The organism is Corynebacterium tuberculostearicum, from assembly GCF_016894265.1.
GTDB lineage: Bacteria > Actinomycetota > Actinomycetes > Mycobacteriales > Mycobacteriaceae > Corynebacterium > Corynebacterium tuberculostearicum_D.
Map to the genome: position 1 here is coordinate 1063435 of NZ_CP069791.1, position 17122 is coordinate 1080556.

The window sequence follows — 17122 nt, forward strand, 5'->3', positions numbered from 1 at the left end:
AGAAAGAAAAGATACTGAAGCTTGAAGAGCGTCGGGACAGAAAGGGGCATTCATGCCGCGTATATCAAAAATCCGAGTCGCTGCGCTCAACCTCGTCATCGAGAATGGTTATGACGGGTTCACCATGGAGGAGCTCGCTCACAAAGTGGGCGTTTCCCGCCGTACGCTTTTTAATTACATAAAAGACAAAGAATCGGCAGTTTTAGGCTCCGAAATGTCGGAGGAAGTGGAGAACCAATTCCAAAATTTCGCCGCGGGATTGCCCACCGGAAGCCTGCGCGAAGATTCCAAAATCATGGCCATGACCGTATTCAATCGTGCCGTAGGCGATGAGTTCTTCCCCGAAATTTCCCAGCTCACGGCCCAGGCGTTGGCTAAGGATACGAAGCTGCGCGCCCTGTACTGCCAGCGCAATAGCCGCATCATTCAGCGCGTCCGCCAGGCGGTGCAGGCTCGCGAAGGTTGGAAGTCCTCCGATCCGCGTCTTACGCCGACCGTCAACATCATCCACACCCAGTTCCTGACCGCCTTTGAGACCTTCGTGGAAACCCGTGGCGGCACTTCGCTTGCCGACGCCTTCCACAACGCCGGCGCCATCTTCGAAGACTACTTCAACGATGAACTGGCCTAAGCGCCCCGCCTAAGTCTTACCGGCCCTACCTGCCGGTTCCGCCGGCCAAAATAAGCTAAGAAAATCCCCCGGCGCGCTCCGTAGAGCGCGACCGGGGGATAATCTGTGCAATGGCTCTTAGTCCATCTTGTTGAACGCGGAAGCCATGCCGGACTTCTTGTTGGCTGCGGTGTTGCGGTGGAAGACACCCTTGGACACGGACTTGTCCAAGGCGCGGGATGCCACGCGCAGCTGCTTCTCAGCAGCAGCCTTGTCGCCAGCGGCAACGGTCTCGCGGAACTTGCGGATCTCGGTACGGACGGCGGAGCGAACGCCCTTGTTGCGGCGACGTGCCTTCTCGTTGGTGATAACGCGCTTCTGCTTGGACTTGATATTTGCCATGAAAAATACCTCTTAGTAATCGAAAGTGATTGACGTAGAAACCGACCTACTCGGACTACTCCCGCGGCCAGTAATTACTGGTGCGCTCGGCGCTGGTATTCGAAGAGCGAACCCAAGGTCCTGCCCGCCCCGACCAGCGCGCCCGGCAAGTAAGTAACCAACACACAATAGCAGTACCGAACCCGACCTGCCAAAACCCTCCCCGCGACAGCCGTCTCCCAGGTCTCTGGCTCCCGGCCCGCTGGCTCCCTAGCCACCGGCCGCGCGGCGGCTAGGCCCAGTGGTAGCGCGCCCGCAACCTATTCGCGATTCGTTCGAATCTGCGTTCCGGAAAAAGCGTGCCTTGCCGGCGCACCTGCTCCTCGGATACCTCGAGCAGGCGGTCGAGGCGCACCCAGCAATCGCACCCGGATTCGTCCCATTCGCCGGAACCGATTTCCAGCCAGGCGTCGTCAAGCGCATGCTTTGGGTTGGGGGAGATAAGCAAGCCCATTACCGTGGTGCGGGTGCGGCCGACGACCAAAATGGCGCGCTCGCGCGGTGGTGCCTGCTTACCTTCGGCCGGTACCCACACCCAGACCACCTCGCCGGAGTCGGCCTGGCCGTCCATATCGGGGGTGAAAAATATGGACCGGGGGTGGGAGGCAGTGGCCTCTACCTGGATATCGGCGGCCTTGCGCGGCCCGTGGAACTCATCCGACCTATCCAGCCCCAACCGGGAATTAATGCGGCTCAGGCCGGTGTCTATTGGCTCGCGCTCGCTGATTCCCAGCGCTTGGCGCAGACGGGTGAGCATGGCGCTTTTCATGTCGACTATTGTAGACGTATGTCTGAAAACTTTGCGGCCACGACGTTTACGGATCCCGCCCGAATCCGAAACTTCTGCATTATTGCTCACATCGACCACGGCAAGTCGACGCTGGCGGACCGCATCCTGCAGCTATCCAAGGTGGTTGCGGAGCGCGATATGCGTGACCAGTTCCTCGATAATATGGACATCGAGCGCGAGCGCGGCATTACCATTAAGGCGCAGAACGTGCGCCTGCCGTGGGTGCCCCAGTCCGGCACCGCGCAGGGGGAGCAGATTGTCATGCAGATGATCGACACCCCCGGCCACGTGGACTTTACCTACGAGGTCTCCCGCGCGCTCGAGGCGTGTGAGGGCGCTATCCTGCTTGTCGACGCCGCCCAGGGCATCGAAGCCCAAACCCTCGCCAACCTCTACCTGGCGATGGAAAACGACCTGGAAATCATCCCGGTCCTCAATAAAATCGACCTGCCGGCCGCCGACCCGGAAAAATACGCGCTGGAAATCGCCAATATCATCGGCTGCGAGCCGGAAGAGGTGCTGCGCGTGTCGGGCAAGACCGGCGAGGGCGTCGTCGAGCTGCTGGACAAGGTCTGCGAGCTAGTCCCGCCGCCATCTTCTGAATTCGACGCCGATGCGCCGGCCCGCGCCATGATTTTTGACTCCGTCTATGACACCTACCGCGGCGTGGTGACCTATATCCGCATGGTGGACGGCAAGCTCACCCCGCGCCAGAAGGTCACCATGATGTCGACCAACGCCAACCATGAGCTGCTGGAAATCGGCATCGTTTCGCCCACGATGCAAAAGTGTGAGGGCTTGGGTCCTGGCGAGGTGGGCTACCTCATTACCGGCGTAAAGGACGTCCGCGAGACCAAGGTGGGCGATACCGTCACCTGGTCCAACGGCGGCGCCGAAACCCCACTTAAGGGATACAAGGACCCGGACCCGATGGTCTACTCCGGCCTTTTCCCCATTTCCCAGGCCGACTTCCCGGACCTGCGCGATGCGTTGGAAAAGCTGCAGCTTAACGACGCCTCCTTAACCTTCGAGCCCGAAACCTCCGTCGCCCTCGGCTTTGGTTTCCGCTGCGGCTTCTTGGGTTTGTTGCATATGGAAATTACCCGCGACCGCTTGGAGCGCGAGTTCGGCCTCGACCTGATTTCCACCGCGCCATCGGTAACCTACCGCGTGGTGGCCGAAGACGGCGAGGAAAAGTGGGTCCACAACCCGTCTGACTGGCCGGAAGGAAAGCTCAACGAGGTCTATGAGCCCGTGGTGAAGATGACCGTCATCGTGCCTGAGCAGTTCGTCGGCCCCACCATGGAACTCTGCCAGTCCAAGCGCGGCCAGATGGGCGGCATGGACTACCTTTCCGAGGACCGCGTGGAGCTGCGCTACACCATGCCGCTCGGCGAAATCATCTTTGATTTCTTCGATATGCTCAAGTCCCGCACCAAGGGCTACGCTTCGCTGAACTATGAGGAGGCCGGCGAGCAGCTCGCGGACCTGGTAAAGGTCGACATCTTGCTCAATGGCGACCCAGTCGATGCCTTCTCTGCCATCGTCCACCGCGATTCCGCCCAGTGGTACGGCAATAAGATGACCAAAAAGCTCAAGGAACTCATCCCGCGCCAGCAGTTCGAGGTGCCCGTCCAGGCGGCCATCGGCTCGAAGATCATCGCCCGCGAAAACATCCGCGCTATGCGCAAGGACGTGCTGGCCAAGTGCTACGGCGGCGATATCTCCCGTAAGCGCAAGCTGCTGGAAAAGCAGAAGGCCGGTAAGAAGCGCATGAAGACGCTGGGCTCCGTCTCGGTGCCGCAGGAAGCCTTCGTGGCCGCGCTGTCTACCGACGCCGACGATTAATCCACCCCACGCACGCCGAACCCACCTCGCAGCCATGCCGTGGTTGCGAGGCCAGGTTGAGCGGACGGCCTGAGCGGACGACCTGAGTGTTCAAGGCGTGTAACTAGGTCGATCCGGCCCAGGGCGGGACCCAGACTATTCGGCCCTGCCGCCGCTCAAGCCTGCCGCGCACCGGCGGCGCGTGCGGATCGTCGTCGTTGACGCCGTTGTGATACGGGCACGCCACGCTGAGATTCGCCATATTGGTCTCCCCGCCGTGCTTCCACGCCTGCAGGTGGTGGATCTGACACTTATCCGCCGGATAGTTGCACTCGGCCCACGGGCAGGTGGGATTTTCCGCGCCCGCCATCAGCCGCTGCTTATCCGAGGCATGCCGCGAGGTGCGATACAGGTTCACCGCTCCCTCATAAGGATGGACGAGGGTGACGAGCCCGCATTCGGCCAAGCGCTTTTCCACCAGCTTCGCGCCGCTTATTTCGGCACCATTGGTTAACCGCAGCGTGATTTCCTCACCTCCGCCGCTTAAGATTTCATCCAATTCATCGAGCTGGATGATGATATTCGTCGTCGCGGCAGGCCGCGCCGCAGCCCCGCCGCGGAAGAAGATATGCTCCACGGAATCAAGCGGCATCTCCTCGTTGATGCTGGCGTGCAGGTCAGCAATGAAATCGGAATCGCCGGTAATCGATAGCGTCGACGGGCCACCCTTGCGCCGCGTCATCCGCACGCCTTTCTCCGGCTGCCGCGGCGGATAAAGCTCCTTCAACCGCGTGCGCGCGAGCCGCTCCACGTCCTGGTCGGTCGCGCATAGTTCAGCGCGCAGCGCCCACGCATCCCGCTTGGATTTCGTGCGCGAGACGTACTTTTCGATGATCTTCAACGTCGCCAAGCAATGCTTGGTTGCCCGGCACGAGCGCTGCCGGCGGGTGAAGGGGGTGGGGCCAAAGTAGACGTCGGCAAGCGCAAGCAGGCTCCGGGCCTCCTGCCGGGGAAGCCCCAGCCGGCGCAGGTCGGCCTCGCGCGCGCCAGAGACCTCGCCGAGAAGCTCCATCGGCGAGGTAAGTTGGCGGGCGTAGTCCTGCAAGCGGGTCATGCCGGTGAGCCTAAGACACCCCGCAAGCCCGCGGTAGCTCACGCGCGCCCGCCTGTGGATAACTCGCCCCACCCGTCACACCAACCCCGAACCCGCCGGGCGGCCTGTGGATAACCTGCGGTACCCTCGAATGCGAAAGCGAGAAAAGGAGCTCCCCATGACTGACCCGACCAAGCGTATTCGCCCCACCAACCCTGGCCGCCTGGCTGCCCCGCGCCAGGCCCAGCAGCTGCCGCCCCTGCCGGTGACGCGGGCGCGCATTGGTGAGCGGGTAGCCACCGAGGTTTTCCAGGAAATGGGCGAGGGCATGGTCGAGGAGCTGCAGAACTTCCGCCGCGACCTGCACCGCAACCCGGAAATCGGCCTGGACCTGCCGCGCACGCAGAAGAAGGTCCTAGAAGCGCTGGAGGGCCTGCCGCTGGAGATTCACGTGGGCCAGGATTTGAGCTCGGTGGTGGCCGTGCTGCGCGGCGGCCAGCGCGGCGAGCGGCCGGTGTCGGTGCTTTTGCGCGCGGACATGGACGCCTTGGAGGTGCGCGAGCAGACCGGCAGCCCGTTCGCGTCGACGAATGGCTATATGCACGCCTGCGGCCATGACTTGCACACGGCCGGCCTCGTGGGCGCGGCGCGGATTCTGTGCGAGCACCGCGAGGAGCTGCACGGCGATGTCACCTTCATGTTCCAGCCCGGCGAGGAAGGCCCGGGCGGCGCGCTGCCGATGATTGAGGAGGGCGTGCTCGACGCCGCTGGCCGACGCCCCATTGCCGCCTACGGCCTGCACGTCGGCCCCCAAGACCGCGGCACCTTTCACTATGTGCCAGGCCCGATGATGGCAAGCTCCTCCAACTTGACCATCACGGTGCTGGGCAAGGGCGGGCACGGCTCCCGCCCGCACGATGCCATCGACCCGGTAGCGGCGCTGGCGGAGATTCAGATGTCGCTGCAGACGGCGCTGACCCGCCGTTTTGATGCGCTGGAGCCCATCGTGATTACCGTGACCAACCTGTGGGCGGGCGACGGCGCGTATAACGCCATCCCGGAGCGCGCGGCCTTGGGCGCGACAGTCCGCGTGCTGCGCGATGAGAAGATCGACGCCGTGCGCCAGATGATTACGGAGGTCTCCAGCTCCGTCGCTGCCTCGCACCGCTGCACCGCACAGGTGGATTTTGAGATTTTGTACCCGACCACCAAGACGAATGCGCGCGAGAACCAGTTCGCCGCCACCTTGTGGGGCCAGATGTTTGGCGCGGAGAATGTCCAGCCTTTCGACGCCCCGATGATGGCCTCCGAGGACTTCGGCTACGTCCTCTCCCAGGTGCCGGGCACTTTTATGTGGATGGGCACGGCCAATCCGGAAAAGCCCGAAAATCAGCGCGAGTGGAATCACTCGCCAATGATGCGCTTTGATGATTCCGTACTCGGCATGCAGGCCGCCGCGCTGGCGGCCGTGGCGTTTGAGCGCCTCGCTACCGAGAACGAGCATCCGTCCGCGCAGACGAAGGCCATGCGCGATGCGGCCGGGGTGCAAAAATAATTCATCCCTAGGGATTATGGACATGGGCTTAAGCTTTAGGCCATGATCAGAACGAAGTGGAGCACGGCGGGAATTGTTGCCGCTTGTGCAGTGGCGAATTGGCTCATCGGCGTGGCGTTGATGAGCTTCGATATTGAGGAATACTCGCCGTCGTTTGAGGAGTACGGGCCCTATATCTGCACCGGCTTTGCGGTGGGCGTGGTGACTATTATTGCCCTGCCCTTTGCCTTAGAGCACCAGCCGCGCGAGCTTTCCGACGTCGACTATGCCGGCTCCACCCGTAGCTTCATCGCCGGTTGCATCGTGCTCCTGGGGTCGAGCTCCTATTTTGGTGCGGCTAGTGGAGTTGTGGCTTTTATTTCCATGGTCTCGCGCCGATCGACCTTGCGTTCGGTGGCCGCAGTGGCGTGCTTCGTGGTGGCGTTTGCGGTTGAAACTAGCTTTAACCCCTATATGGCCTGGGACGATATCGGATGGGTTGGTGCCATCTTCGTTGTTGTTGTGATGGTCGCGGGGTTATTGGTAGGCCAAAAGCGTGGCAATCTGCGCGAAAAGCGGTGGCGGGTGGAGCAACAAGCCCGGATGAATCGCGAAGAGATGCGCGCCAGGGTAGAACGCGCGCGGCAAGAGGAGCGCGAGAATATCGCGCGGGACATGCACGATTCGCTCTCGCACCGCTTGAGCCTGGTGGCCATCCATGCGGGTGCGCTGAGCTATCCGCGCGAGGGCGTGCCCGACGAGTTCACAGACGCAGCGCGCACCATCCGCACGGAAGCCCAGAACGCGGTAGAAGATTTGCGCACCGTCTTAAGCGCCTTGCGCGAAGACCTTTCCGAGGATCCGCGCACCACCTTAGAAGAGCTAGTCGCGGCCGCGCGTGAGGCCGGAGCCGAGGTGACCGTGACCTACGCGGACGGTGCCAGCCCGGATGTTTTTACTGGGCTATCCACGATGGCGCAGCACGCCGTGCACCGCGCAGTACAGGAAGGCCTGACCAATGCGCGTAAGCACGCCGCTGGCCAGCCGGTGAGCATTACGGTGCACGAGGTGGCCGGTGAGGTGGGCATCGAGATGCGCAACCCGCTCCCGGCGGCTAAGGCCGACGATCACGCGGGCAGTAGCGCCGGCGGCTATGGGCTGGTGGGCCTGCGCGAGCGCGTGGAGCTATCCGGCGGGCGCATGAATGTCCACGTCGGCGAAGAAAGCGAGGAATTTGGATGGAGTATCCGTTTACCGCTAGCGCGCCAGGAGGCCACGCAATGAACGAAATGAGCTGGCAACTGCGCCATCCCGATTACGGGCTCATGCGCATTGACCTAGAAGAAACCACGGCCAGTGAGGGGTGGACGGGAAAGTACTTAGACTTTAAGCGCAGTCTTTTTACCTCCACCGTTGACGGAACTTCGCGCAAGCTCAGCTACACCGATACTGATGACTCGGCCTATAGCGTGGAATTCCTGCGCGGGCAAAGCGACGATAATGCGCCCGAAGACGCAGACCGCATTGAGCTGGTGGAGCGTTGCGGTTACATCGTGCCGGAGTTTCGCGGGCAAGGCGCGAGGGTGATGTTTGCGGCGGTGGGGAAGCCGGACATCGATAAGCGGCTGCACCGGATAAGTCTGTGGACGTTGCTCCTGCAGACTGCGCTGACATTCATTGCGGCCACACTAGTCATCGAATTTTTCCCCAAATTTTTCGAAAAGTTAAATGATTTTCTCGTGCCCTCATTCCTCAACGGCGTAGTGGCGGGCCACGCCAATATAGTGCCGGTAGCATTGGTGATTTTCGTGGCACTTACAGTGGCGTATACGCCCGTTGCGTCGAAGTTCTGGCGGGCGCGGTGGAATCAACCAGTGGGAAAGGATACATGATGGCCGATGCCCTGCGCGTAGTGCTCGTTGATGACGAGGCTCTAGTCCGCAGCGGCCTGCGCCTGCTGCTATCTAACGCGCCCGATATCGAGGTCGTGGCCGAGGCGAGCAATGGCCGAGACGCGGTGGCTACCGTGCTCGACGTGCAGCCCGATGTGGTGCTGATGGATATTCGCATGCCGGTCATGGATGGCATCGCGGCCGTGGAGAAGATTCTGTCCGTCCACGCAGTGCCGATCATCATGCTTACGGCCTTCGATACCGATTCCTTCATCCTGCGGGCCCTGCGCGCCGGGGCGGCCGGGTTCCTGCTGAAGTCGACACCGCCGGAATCGCTCATGGCGGCCGTGCGCGCGGCTGCGGCGGGGCAGCCGTTGTTGAGCCCGCAGGTCGTCGACAAGCTGGTGGGCATGCAAAGCCCCGCGCTTTCCGACGCCCATTCGCACCACACCCGCACCGCCCGCAACCACCTAGGTAGGCTTAGCTCCCGCGAGCGGGAAATCGCCGAGCTGGTGGCCCAGGGCTTGAATAATCAAGACATCGCCGACCAACTGGTGGTGTCCATGGCCACGGTGAAGTCTCATATGCAGCACATTTTGAAAAAGATCGGCGGCACGAGCCGCGTGCACATCGCCATTATGGTCTTAGAGGCGCGTGGCTGAGGACGGAGAATCCTCCCTGCGGGGGATACCGCGCTGGCGGCGGGTCGGCTTAGACTGGTGCGCGTTATGAAGTTATTCCGAAAATCCGACGAGATGCTTAAGCGCCCGCTGTGGCAAAAGCTTGTCATCGCCGCGGTGGCAGTGATAGGAGATTTTCTCGTCTTTTCCGTCCGGTTCAGCGAGACCGATGGCTCGTCCGGACGGCTGTTTATTTTTTCCGCGGCGATGATCGGCACGTGGATCTTATTGCCTTTTGCTCTCCGGCATGCTGCGCGGGAGCGTGACCCGCGCAGTGCACAGCCCGGCCCGCGCAGTGCGTTGGTAGCTGCAACCATTATTTCGGCGACGGTTTCGATTGCCGAGTTCCGGCCTTCGGTAATGATGGCGGCGTTTTCGGCGGCCTCGCGCCGCAGCCGGTTGTGGATGGCGACGGTATGTGCGGCCATGGTGGCCTCGGAGTTGGTCACCGTCGATTTGTCTCGAAGCGAAGGGCTTAGTGCTCCCGGGAAGCTGGGATTTTTCATTGCCATCATTCTCCCAGCAGTAGTGGTACTAGTCGTCGGGTTGGTTCGCTCGAACCAAAAAGAGCGCACGATTGCGCTGAAGGCGCAGGCGGAGCTCACGCACGAGGAAATGGCCACGCGGGAGAATTTTGCGCGGCAGGAAGAGCGCGACCGGATCGCGCGGGATATGCACGATACGCTCTCGCATCGGCTGAGCATGATCGCGGTCTATGCCGGTGGGTTGGCCTACCGCAAAGACCTAGATCCGGAAGAGACGCGGCAATCCGCGCGCACGATTCGCGATGAAGCCGAGGCCGCCGTGGGGGATCTGCGTGAGGCGCTGCACTCGCTGCGCAGCGAGGGACGTATTGATCCGCGCGAGGGCGTGGAATCGCTGGTGGAGCGTTCCCGCCAGGCGGGCATGGACGTAGAAGTGTGCTACCAGGCGGGCGCGGGGCCGCAATCGCTGGAAGAGCTGAGCACCATGGCCGGCCACGCGCTCAACCGCGCGGTCCAGGAGGGCCTAACCAACGCCCGCAAGCACGCACCGGGCGAACCGGTGACCATCACCATCGCCGCGCTTGCCGACGCCCTCTTAATCACCATGTCCAACCCCGTCGCCCTAGCCGGGAAGAAGGGGAGTGGGAACAGTGGTGGGTACGGGATCGTCGGCATGCGCGAGCGCGCTAGTGTGGTGGGCGGATCGCTACAGGTAAACGATGAGGAAGATAGGTTCTCGTGGACTCTGCGCCTGCCGAGGAAGGAAGAAAAGTGAGTGAAATTCGGGTGGTGCTTGTCGATGATGAGCCGCTGCTGCGCCACGGCCTGCGCATGATCTTGGAAGGCGCGCCGGGCATCAGCGTTATCGGCGAGGCCGGAAACGGCAAGGAGGGCGTTGAGCTCATCCTGGCCGAGGAGCCGGACGTGGTGCTGATGGATATTCGCATGCCGGTCATGGACGGCATCGAGGCGACGGCGCAGCTGCACTCGCTCGCCGGCGCGCGCGATATCCCGGTGGTGATGCTCACTGCCTTTGATACCGATGAGTTCATCCTGCACGCCCTGCGCGCTGGGGCGGTGGGCTTTTTGTTGAAGACGACGGCGCCGGAGGCGCTGGTGGCGTCGGTAAGAGCGGCGGCCCAAGGCCAGCAACAGCTCAGCCCGAAGGTGCTAGAAAACCTGGTGGGGCTGGCGGCCACGCCGCCGCAGCCGGAACAAGAGATGATTCAACCCAGCGGGCTGGCCGAGCTGAGCGAGCGCGAGAATGAAATCGCCCAGCTGGTGGCCCAGGGGCTAAGCAACGCCGAGATTGCCGAGCAGCTATTCATTTCCCTGACCACGGTCAAGACGCACATGAAACACATCCTGGCCAAAATCGATGGCACCAACCGGGTGCACATCGCGATTGCGGTGCTCGGCGGTTAGGCGTGGCTAGGGCCGGCGGAAAATGGCGGAGGCCAGTCCCACCAGCGCGATGACGCCGACGATAAGGGACGCCACCGGCCAGTACTGCGGGAAGTACTTGAGCGTGTAGCCGAATACTTGGCCGTCATCGAACTGCTGCCATAGCGCGAAGGGCATCCACCACAGCTTGGAAAGCGCCAGGATCGCACCCACCAGGCCGGCTGTCACCCGCGCGCCACCGCGCAGGAAGAAGCTTGCCGCAACCAGCAGGACGCCCGCAATGGTCAGGGCGAAGAGGAAGGGAGTTTCGGTGCCGAGCGGAGAGCCGCGCAGCAGGAACTCGTGGTCGATTGCGTGTTGCTCGATGAGGGTATAGCCATCGAGGACAACGTCGTCTGGGATGCCCATTATTTCTCCTTCTTTTCACCCTCAAAGTCAGGGTGGTTCTTATCGTGTTTGGGGTCGTAGCCGTCGGACCAGACGCCGGTATCGAAGTCGTATTCGACGTTTTCTCCTTCCTCATCGGTGCGCTGGTACCACTCGGTATAGCGCTCGGCGGAGGAATCGAAGTCGTGGCCGGCGCCGCGGTCGCCTTCGGCGTGCTGAACGGTGAACTCGAAGTCATCGCCATGCTCTTCGATGCCGCGCATGACCGCGTTATCCATCGCCGTGCGGGCGTAGGTGCGGCGGATAAACATCGGGTCCGAGCGCAGGTCGCGAATGAAGGCCACCATCATGACCAAAAGGACCACACAGAAGGGAAGAGCGGCGAGGATGGTGAGGTTCTGCAGGCCGGTTAGCACGTCTTCGCCGCCGGTCAGCAGCATGACGATGGCAATGCCCATCATGCACACGCCCCAGAAGATGACCACGAGTTTATTCGGGGTGGGATCACCCTTGGAGGACATCGTTCCCATCACCACGGAGGCCGAATCCGCCGAGGTGACGAAGAAGACCGCCAAGACCACCAGCAGGATATAGGGCGTGATGGAGCCCAAAGGCAGGTCCTGGAACATGGCGAAGAGCACCTGCTCATTAGAGGATTCGCCGTCGAAGCCGGCGATGCCTTCGCGGTTAAAGGAAATCGCGGTGCCGCCAAAGATGGTAAAGGCGAGGATGAGGATGGTGGTAGGTGCGAATACCGTGACGGCGGTAAATTCCCGGATGGTGCGACCGCGGGAGATGCGGGCGACAAAGAGGCCGACGAACGGCGTCCAGGCAATCCACCAGGCCCAGTAGAAGGCGGTCCAGTAGGACTGGAACTCGATGGTCTCATCGCCCCAGGACAATCCCTTGGCCATCATCGGCAAGAGCTGATCGATGTAGGTGACAATGCCGGCCGGGATGAGGTTGAGCAGGAGCAGAGTTGGGCCGACAAGGAAGACGAAGACCACCAGCCCCAGCGTCAGCGAGATATTGATATTGGATAGGTAGCGCACGCCGCGCGCCACGCCGGAGACCGCAGAAAGGATAAACGCGCAGCCTAGAACCGCAATAATGACGATAAGCGCGGTATTAGTCATGGAGCCCGCACCGCGGATGATGGTGACGCCTTCGCCGATCTGGATGGCGGATAGGCCCAGGGTGGCGGCGGTGCCGAAGAGGGTGGCGATGAGCGCGAGGACGTCGATAAGCTTGCCCACCGGCCCATCCGTATCGCGGGAGCCGAAAAGCGGCTTGAAGATGGAAGAGACCAAGGGCACGCGCCCGCGGCGGTAGGAGGAATAGGCAATCGCCGCGCCGACCAGCGCGTAGGCCGCCCACGGGGATATACCCCAGTGGTAGTGGGCCTGGGCCATGGCTTGGTGCAGGGCCTCGACGGTATTGCCCTCCACCGTGTGCGGCGGCGGGGTGAGGTAGTGCGAGAGCGGCTCGGACGGGCCATAGAAGAAGATGCCCACGCCGATGCCGGCGCCGAACATCATGGCTACCCAGCTGAAGTAGCTGAACTCGGGCTCCTCGTCATCGGTGCCGAGCTTGATGCGACCCAACCGGGAGCAGCCGATATAGGCCATGGTGACAATGGCCAGCATCATGGTGATATTGAGCAGCCAGCCGGCGTTGGTAATGGCCCAGCCAAAGGCGGAGGAGGAGGCGCTGGCCACGCTATCGGGCATGAGGACGCCCCAGATAATGAAGGCAACGATGAGGATGGCGGTGATGAAAAACAGCGGCTTATCCAGGCCAAACTTATTGCGCTGGTCTTCGACGCTGATGCCGGGCACAAGCCCTGGGTGCATGTTATGGGGGTACAAGCCCACGGCGCTGCCCTTGTCACTTGGTTCAAGGGAACGTTTATACGCGCGGGCGGATCGAGAGGAGTTCACGAGTTCCTTACACGGCAGAGGTTTGTCCCTGCCTTACTAGACGGTTCTCTTATTGTCCTGCACCGCTGCAAAAACCGCAAATGTAGTGCATAAATGACACACTATGAAACAGGGTTGTGCAGTGGACATAGACAATTCTGTCTTAGGTGTCGTAGGCTGAAGCCCTTAACTCGATGCAAGGAGAAATAGTGATTATTACCGGACTTCTCACCGGCATCGTCTTCGGTGCCGTGCTGCAGCGCGGGCGCTTCTGCGTAACCGGCATGCTGCGCGATATTTTCCTCAATAAAACGTGGCGCGGCTTTACCGCCCTGCTCATTTTGATTTCGGTGCATGCCTTTGGCCTGACTCTGTTGACAGGCATGGGCGTGCTTTCGCCGGAGATTAGCGATTTCAAGCCGGTAGCCGTCATCGTGGGCGGCTTCATCTTTGGCCTCGGCATCATCTTGTCCGGCGGTTGCGCGTCCGGCACGTGGTACCGCTCGGCAGAGGGCCTGGTCGGCTCGTGGATTGCGCTGCTGTTTTACGGGCTTTCGGCCGCGGCCATGAAGTCCGGCCCGCTGTCCGGCGCCAATGACTGGTTCAAGCAGTGGAGCCTCCCGGTCACCACCATCCACGGCGCGCTGCATATCTCGCCGTGGATCTTGGTTGCAGTCCTGTGGGTCGTGACCTTCCTGCTGTGGCGCCACTACCGCGCCAAGGACGCCGGCCGCCCGAAGGTGGATTTGGGCCAGCCGTGGTACGCCAAGCCGTTGAACATGAATATCGCGGCGGTTGCTGTGGGCATCATCGGCACGGTGGGCTTTGTGCTTTCGGCTAACGCTGGCCGCAACGGCGGCCTCGGCATCACCACGCCGACCGCGGACATCGTCCGCTGGACCGCCACCGGCGATTCCGCGCGTATGAACTGGGGCACCCTGTTGGTTATTGGCCTGCTGGTGGGCGCTTTTATCGCCGCCAAGTCCGCCGGTGAGTTCCGCGTGCGCGTGCCCGATGCGCAGACCGCGACCCGCGCTATTTGGGGCGGCATCATGATGGGCGTAGGCGCGTCACTAGCCGGCGGCTGCACCGTGGGCAATGGCATGGTGGAGACCTCCCTGTTTAGCTTCCAGGGCTGGGTATCGCTGTTCTTTATGGCCCTGGGCGTCGGCGCGGGCGCGCGCCTGTGGCTCAAGCCGAAGAACGCGCAGAGCCGTGAGCCGCAGCAGCCGCAGACCTACTCCACCGAGGAATCCGTGGATAACTCGGTGGTCTCCGCCGAGGATAAGGTGCTGCCGAGCTTCGCCACTGCCACCGGGGCGGTAGCGCTCAAGACCAAGCCGCAGGTTAAGAACAAGGCCCGCGCGCTGGGCGGCGGACACTATGCGCTCGATACCCTCGGCGCGGTGTGCCCGTTCCCGTTGATTGAGGCCAAGCAGGTCATGGCGGAGCTGGAGACTGGCGAGGCGCTTGTCATTGACTTTGACTGCACCCAGGCCACCGAATCCATTCCGCAGTGGGCGGCCGATGAGGGCCATGAGATTCGTGATTTCCATCGCTCGGGCGATGCTGGTTGGCAGGTCACGGTGGTCAAGGGCGGATAATTACATCATTGTCAGCTACTATGTGGAGGCAGAAGAATCGAGCGTGATTCTTGTGCCTCCTTTGTGGTTTGAAAGAAGTTATTGCATGCCCGAGTTTGATGATAATTCCACCGCTGTTGCGGATATTTTGCATGCCTTCGCCGTCTTTGAGCGCGAGGAAGAACACCTGCTGGACGCGGAACTGCGCCTCAACGTCTATGCCAGCTAGGCCATGATCCGCGTCTTTGCTGCGCTATTGCCCTCGGCCGCCGCGCGCGAGCATTTGGTGCATACGCTGCGGCCCATCCATGCGGCAACTACTAATGAGCTGCGTTGGACGGATCCGGATAATTGGCATGTGACCATGGCCTTTTATGGCGAGCAGCCCAATGATGCCGCGGCGGTGCGCGAGCACCTAGCCCACGCGGTGGCTGGGCGCGCGGCGTTGGATGTGCACCTGAGCGGGGCGGGCAGTTTTGAGCAGCGCACGCTATGGGTGGGCGTCGGCGGGCAGGCGCGCGGTGTGCGGGAGTTGATGGCGGAGTGCCAGCTTGCCGACGTCCCCTTTAACCACCACCGCCCCCACCTCACCGTCGCGCGGGCCGGCCGACGCACCCGCGAGCCGTGGGCGCTGGCGGATTTCGTGCGCGCGTTATCGGTGTATCGGGGACCGGATTTTCGTGCGGACCGGGTGTGCCTGATGCAATCGCACTTGGGCGAGGGCCGCGGCGGTGGCCCACGCTACGAAGTTATAGAGGAGTATCCGCTGTTTTAAGCGGCGCGTGCGGTGCGGATTTCGCGGACGAGGGAATCAAGCTCCGCGCGGGTGGCGGTACGATCCGGATGGGTGGTGCAGAAATCTAGCAGGAAGTAACCGGCATGTTGTACGGCAATGTGGCGGGCCCAGAATTGGCGCACGGCATCGGGGTTATCCACGGCGAGGGATTGGATGGCGCGGCGCTCCGAGAGCAGCTCGTATTGCAGGTCGCGGCGCGCGGACAGTACGGCATCTGGGGTATTGACAAAGAGCAGACCGAGCAGGGTGGCCATGGACTCCATCGCGCGGACCTGCAGGCGGGCCTGATTGCGAACGGGGGCGCTGCGCTGCCACAGCCACAGCACCGCGGTGGCGATGAGGATGGACAAGATGATTTCGCCGCAGCGAGCCTGGATGGTGGGCCACAGGGGACGGGTGGCGGAATTGCCCATGAGGAGGGCGAGCGGGGTGGAGAAGATAACGCAGATGGCGTAGTTCTTGGCCACGAAGATTTCGGCACAGAATTGGCACGCGGCCAGCGCGAGCAGGAGCGTCCAGCCACTAATGCCAAAGTAGTGGAGGATAGAAAAGAGCAGCACGCCGACGACGGAGCCGAGCATGCGGTGGATGCCGCGGACGGTGCCCGGCACGTGATCCGGTCCCCATTGCAGCATGAGGAAGGCAGAGACCACGCCCCAGTCCGGGCGGTCGAAGCCGAGGGTAAGGCCCACCAGTACGGTAATGGCCGCGGAAAGGACCACCTTTTGGGTGGTGACCATGGCGTGCGAATCCCGGACCGCGGCGCGATACAAGCGGTAGCGACCGGTGGGGCGGGTGTGCGGGATGGCGGTGCGATCCGGATCGACGTCGGTGACATTATCGGTGAGCTGATCCGAATCGGCGCCCAAATCCAAGGCGCGATTATGCGCCACGATGGTGTGCTGCGCCGCGAGGGTGCGCTCTACTAGGTGGGCACCCTGGGAGTCGATGACGCGGCCGCCGCGGATAATGCGGGCGTCGGAAAGCGCCTGCCAGGCAGCAAAGAGCGCGGTCTGCGCCTGGTGGTGGCGGGCCAGGGAATCGTCGCGGTCATCCTGGAATGCGGCCGCGGCCTTTTCCAGTGCGGCGACCGCGCGGCGCTCGGGGCCGTGGGCATCAATCAGGGCCGGCGCCATGCCGAGCACGAGGCTGGCCACCATGCCCGTCAGCGCCCAAAAGAGCAGCTGGCCCACGGTGACGTCGGTGCGCGCGAGCATTACCGAACCGCCGCCAACCATGACCAAGAAGAAGGTGCCCGGCGGCGGCAAGCGCAGGGCATTTTGGGCAAAGCCGCACACGGCGGCCAGCGCCGTGGTGTACAGGCCGGCCAGCAGCAGCCACCAATGGCCGTGGCCAGGCGCAAAGATGAGGTGGCCTACCAATACGCCCACGGCCGCGACGGTAATGAGTGCAGTACCGGCGGTGAGCATGACGCGCGGGCGGGTGCGATAAGGGTGGCCCTCGCCAAAGATGACGGTGAACGCGCCGGTGGAAATGAGCAGGATGGCGTAGTCGTGGCCGGTCAGCAGCGCGATGGCGCCGGGAATGAGAATCGCCAAGCCCGCGCGCAGGGCACTGGGCCAGCGCACCGAGGCGCTATTAAACGCGGTGAGCAACTGGGTGGTGCTGGGGCGCTGCGGGATGGGATAGTCAAGCTGGGTGGCCACGGAGCAGCAGGATC

Annotated in this window: 17 protein-coding genes; 11 read left to right on the forward strand and 6 right to left on the reverse strand. The window is 62.4% G+C overall.

Translation table 11 applies throughout. From position 1 onward, the window contains the following. The first annotated feature begins 52 nt into the window (after positions 1 to 52). Positions 53 to 631: a TetR/AcrR family transcriptional regulator gene (locus tag I6J28_RS05195; RefSeq protein ID WP_204611196.1), complete on the forward strand. Its 579-nt coding sequence runs from the start codon at positions 53 to 55 to the stop codon at positions 629 to 631. A gap of 117 nt (positions 632 to 748) precedes the next feature. On the opposite strand, the gene rpsT is transcribed toward I6J28_RS05195, so the two are convergent. Continuing rightward, a complete protein-coding gene (gene rpsT, locus I6J28_RS05200; RefSeq protein ID WP_049378501.1) occupies positions 749 to 1012 on the reverse strand; it encodes a 30S ribosomal protein S20 in 264 nt (87 codons plus the stop codon). Positions 1013 to 1283: 271 nt separating this feature from the next. Next, the gene (locus tag I6J28_RS05205; protein ID WP_204611198.1) at positions 1284 to 1820 is read right to left on the reverse strand and encodes a type II toxin-antitoxin system PemK/MazF family toxin; all 537 of its coding nucleotides are present in this window, start codon (positions 1818 to 1820) and stop codon (positions 1284 to 1286) included. 18 nt (positions 1821 to 1838) lie between these two features. Here I6J28_RS05205 and lepA point away from each other — a divergent pair, with 18 nt between their 5' ends. Then, entirely contained in the window at positions 1839 to 3689 is a 1851-nt protein-coding gene (lepA, locus tag I6J28_RS05210) for a translation elongation factor 4 (RefSeq protein ID WP_005324118.1), read from the forward strand. A 103-nt stretch (positions 3690 to 3792) separates the two neighbouring features. Here the strand turns inward: lepA and I6J28_RS05215 are convergent, their stop codons facing one another. Then, positions 3793 to 4782 carry an HNH endonuclease signature motif containing protein gene (locus I6J28_RS05215; RefSeq protein ID WP_204611200.1) on the reverse strand — a complete coding sequence of 330 codons (990 nt, stop codon included), beginning with the start codon at positions 4780 to 4782 and terminating at the stop codon, positions 3793 to 3795. A gap of 157 nt (positions 4783 to 4939) precedes the next feature. Between I6J28_RS05215 and I6J28_RS05220 the strand changes: the two genes are divergently transcribed. The 6 genes from I6J28_RS05220 to I6J28_RS05245 all read left to right on the forward strand — a co-directional run bounded on the left by I6J28_RS05220 (position 4940) and on the right by I6J28_RS05245 (position 10777). Beyond that, positions 4940 to 6316: a M20 metallopeptidase family protein gene (locus I6J28_RS05220; protein ID WP_204611201.1), complete on the forward strand. Its 1377-nt coding sequence runs from the start codon at positions 4940 to 4942 to the stop codon at positions 6314 to 6316. A gap of 42 nt (positions 6317 to 6358) precedes the next feature. Further along, a complete protein-coding gene (locus tag I6J28_RS05225; RefSeq protein WP_204611202.1) occupies positions 6359 to 7579 on the forward strand; it encodes a sensor histidine kinase in 1221 nt (406 codons plus the stop codon). Beyond that, positions 7576 to 8187: a hypothetical protein gene (locus I6J28_RS05230; RefSeq protein WP_204611203.1), complete on the forward strand. Its 612-nt coding sequence runs from the start codon at positions 7576 to 7578 to the stop codon at positions 8185 to 8187. Before I6J28_RS05225 ends, I6J28_RS05230 begins: the two co-directional genes overlap by 4 nt. Then, the gene (locus I6J28_RS05235; RefSeq protein WP_204611204.1) at positions 8184 to 8849 is read left to right on the forward strand and encodes a response regulator; all 666 of its coding nucleotides are present in this window, start codon (positions 8184 to 8186) and stop codon (positions 8847 to 8849) included. Before I6J28_RS05230 ends, I6J28_RS05235 begins: the two co-directional genes overlap by 4 nt. A gap of 66 nt (positions 8850 to 8915) precedes the next feature. After that, positions 8916 to 10127, forward strand: coding sequence for a sensor histidine kinase (locus I6J28_RS05240; RefSeq protein WP_204611205.1), 1212 nt, complete (start codon positions 8916 to 8918; stop codon positions 10125 to 10127). Beyond that, positions 10124 to 10777 carry a response regulator gene (locus I6J28_RS05245; RefSeq protein ID WP_005326390.1) on the forward strand — a complete coding sequence of 218 codons (654 nt, stop codon included), beginning with the start codon at positions 10124 to 10126 and terminating at the stop codon, positions 10775 to 10777. The genes I6J28_RS05240 and I6J28_RS05245 overlap by 4 nt, the downstream gene beginning before the upstream one ends. Before the next feature lie 6 nt (positions 10778 to 10783). Here I6J28_RS05245 and I6J28_RS05250 read toward each other — a convergent pair whose 3' ends face one another. Continuing rightward, positions 10784 to 11164 carry a hypothetical protein gene (locus I6J28_RS05250; RefSeq protein ID WP_204611207.1) on the reverse strand — a complete coding sequence of 127 codons (381 nt, stop codon included), beginning with the start codon at positions 11162 to 11164 and terminating at the stop codon, positions 10784 to 10786. After that, on the reverse strand, positions 11164 to 12996 hold the full coding sequence (locus I6J28_RS05255; protein WP_204611411.1) for a BCCT family transporter: 1833 nt from the start codon (positions 12994 to 12996) through the stop codon (positions 11164 to 11166). Before I6J28_RS05255 ends, I6J28_RS05250 begins: the two co-directional genes overlap by 1 nt. Positions 12997 to 13271: 275 nt before the next feature. Between I6J28_RS05255 and I6J28_RS05260 the strand changes: the two genes are divergently transcribed. From I6J28_RS05260 to thpR, 3 genes are all read left to right on the forward strand, one after another. Then, positions 13272 to 14666 carry a YeeE/YedE thiosulfate transporter family protein gene (locus I6J28_RS05260; RefSeq protein WP_204611208.1) on the forward strand — a complete coding sequence of 465 codons (1395 nt, stop codon included), beginning with the start codon at positions 13272 to 13274 and terminating at the stop codon, positions 14664 to 14666. Between the two features lie 85 nt (positions 14667 to 14751). Then, positions 14752 to 14874, forward strand: coding sequence for a hypothetical protein (locus I6J28_RS11895; RefSeq protein ID WP_255342548.1), 123 nt, complete (start codon positions 14752 to 14754; stop codon positions 14872 to 14874). A gap of 3 nt (positions 14875 to 14877) precedes the next feature. Next, a complete protein-coding gene (gene thpR / locus I6J28_RS05265; protein ID WP_204611210.1) occupies positions 14878 to 15420 on the forward strand; it encodes an RNA 2',3'-cyclic phosphodiesterase in 543 nt (180 codons plus the stop codon). Here thpR and I6J28_RS05270 read toward each other — a convergent pair. Continuing rightward, the gene (locus I6J28_RS05270) at positions 15417 to 17108 is read right to left on the reverse strand and encodes an FUSC family protein (RefSeq protein WP_204611212.1); all 1692 of its coding nucleotides are present in this window, start codon (positions 17106 to 17108) and stop codon (positions 15417 to 15419) included. The genes thpR and I6J28_RS05270 overlap by 4 nt on opposite strands. Positions 17109 to 17122: the final 14 nt, after the last annotated feature.

Bases quoted from the DNA above. Each gene is read 5' to 3' on its own strand.
- I6J28_RS05255 (WP_204611411.1), bottom strand. From the start codon at position 12,996: ATGCACCCAGGGCTTGTGCCCGGCATCAGCGTCGAAGACCAGCGCAAT.
- I6J28_RS05215 (WP_204611200.1), bottom strand. From the start codon at position 4,782: ATGACCCGCTTGCAGGACTACGCCCGCCAACTTACCTCGCCGATGGAG.
- I6J28_RS05220 (WP_204611201.1), top strand. From the start codon at position 4,940: ATGACTGACCCGACCAAGCGTATTCGCCCCACCAACCCTGGCCGCCTG.
- I6J28_RS05250 (WP_204611207.1), bottom strand. From the start codon at position 11,164: ATGGGCATCCCAGACGACGTTGTCCTCGATGGCTATACCCTCATCGAG.
- I6J28_RS05195 (WP_204611196.1), top strand. From the start codon at position 53: ATGCCGCGTATATCAAAAATCCGAGTCGCTGCGCTCAACCTCGTCATC.
- I6J28_RS05225 (WP_204611202.1), top strand. From the start codon at position 6,359: ATGATCAGAACGAAGTGGAGCACGGCGGGAATTGTTGCCGCTTGTGCA.
- I6J28_RS05240 (WP_204611205.1), top strand. From the start codon at position 8,916: ATGAAGTTATTCCGAAAATCCGACGAGATGCTTAAGCGCCCGCTGTGG.
- thpR (WP_204611210.1), top strand. From the start codon at position 14,878: ATGATCCGCGTCTTTGCTGCGCTATTGCCCTCGGCCGCCGCGCGCGAG.
- I6J28_RS05235 (WP_204611204.1), top strand. From the start codon at position 8,184: ATGATGGCCGATGCCCTGCGCGTAGTGCTCGTTGATGACGAGGCTCTA.
- lepA (WP_005324118.1), top strand. From the start codon at position 1,839: ATGTCTGAAAACTTTGCGGCCACGACGTTTACGGATCCCGCCCGAATC.
- I6J28_RS11895 (WP_255342548.1), top strand. From the start codon at position 14,752: ATGCCCGAGTTTGATGATAATTCCACCGCTGTTGCGGATATTTTGCAT.
- I6J28_RS05205 (WP_204611198.1), bottom strand. From the start codon at position 1,820: ATGAAAAGCGCCATGCTCACCCGTCTGCGCCAAGCGCTGGGAATCAGC.
- I6J28_RS05230 (WP_204611203.1), top strand. From the start codon at position 7,576: ATGAACGAAATGAGCTGGCAACTGCGCCATCCCGATTACGGGCTCATG.
- rpsT (WP_049378501.1), bottom strand. From the start codon at position 1,012: ATGGCAAATATCAAGTCCAAGCAGAAGCGCGTTATCACCAACGAGAAG.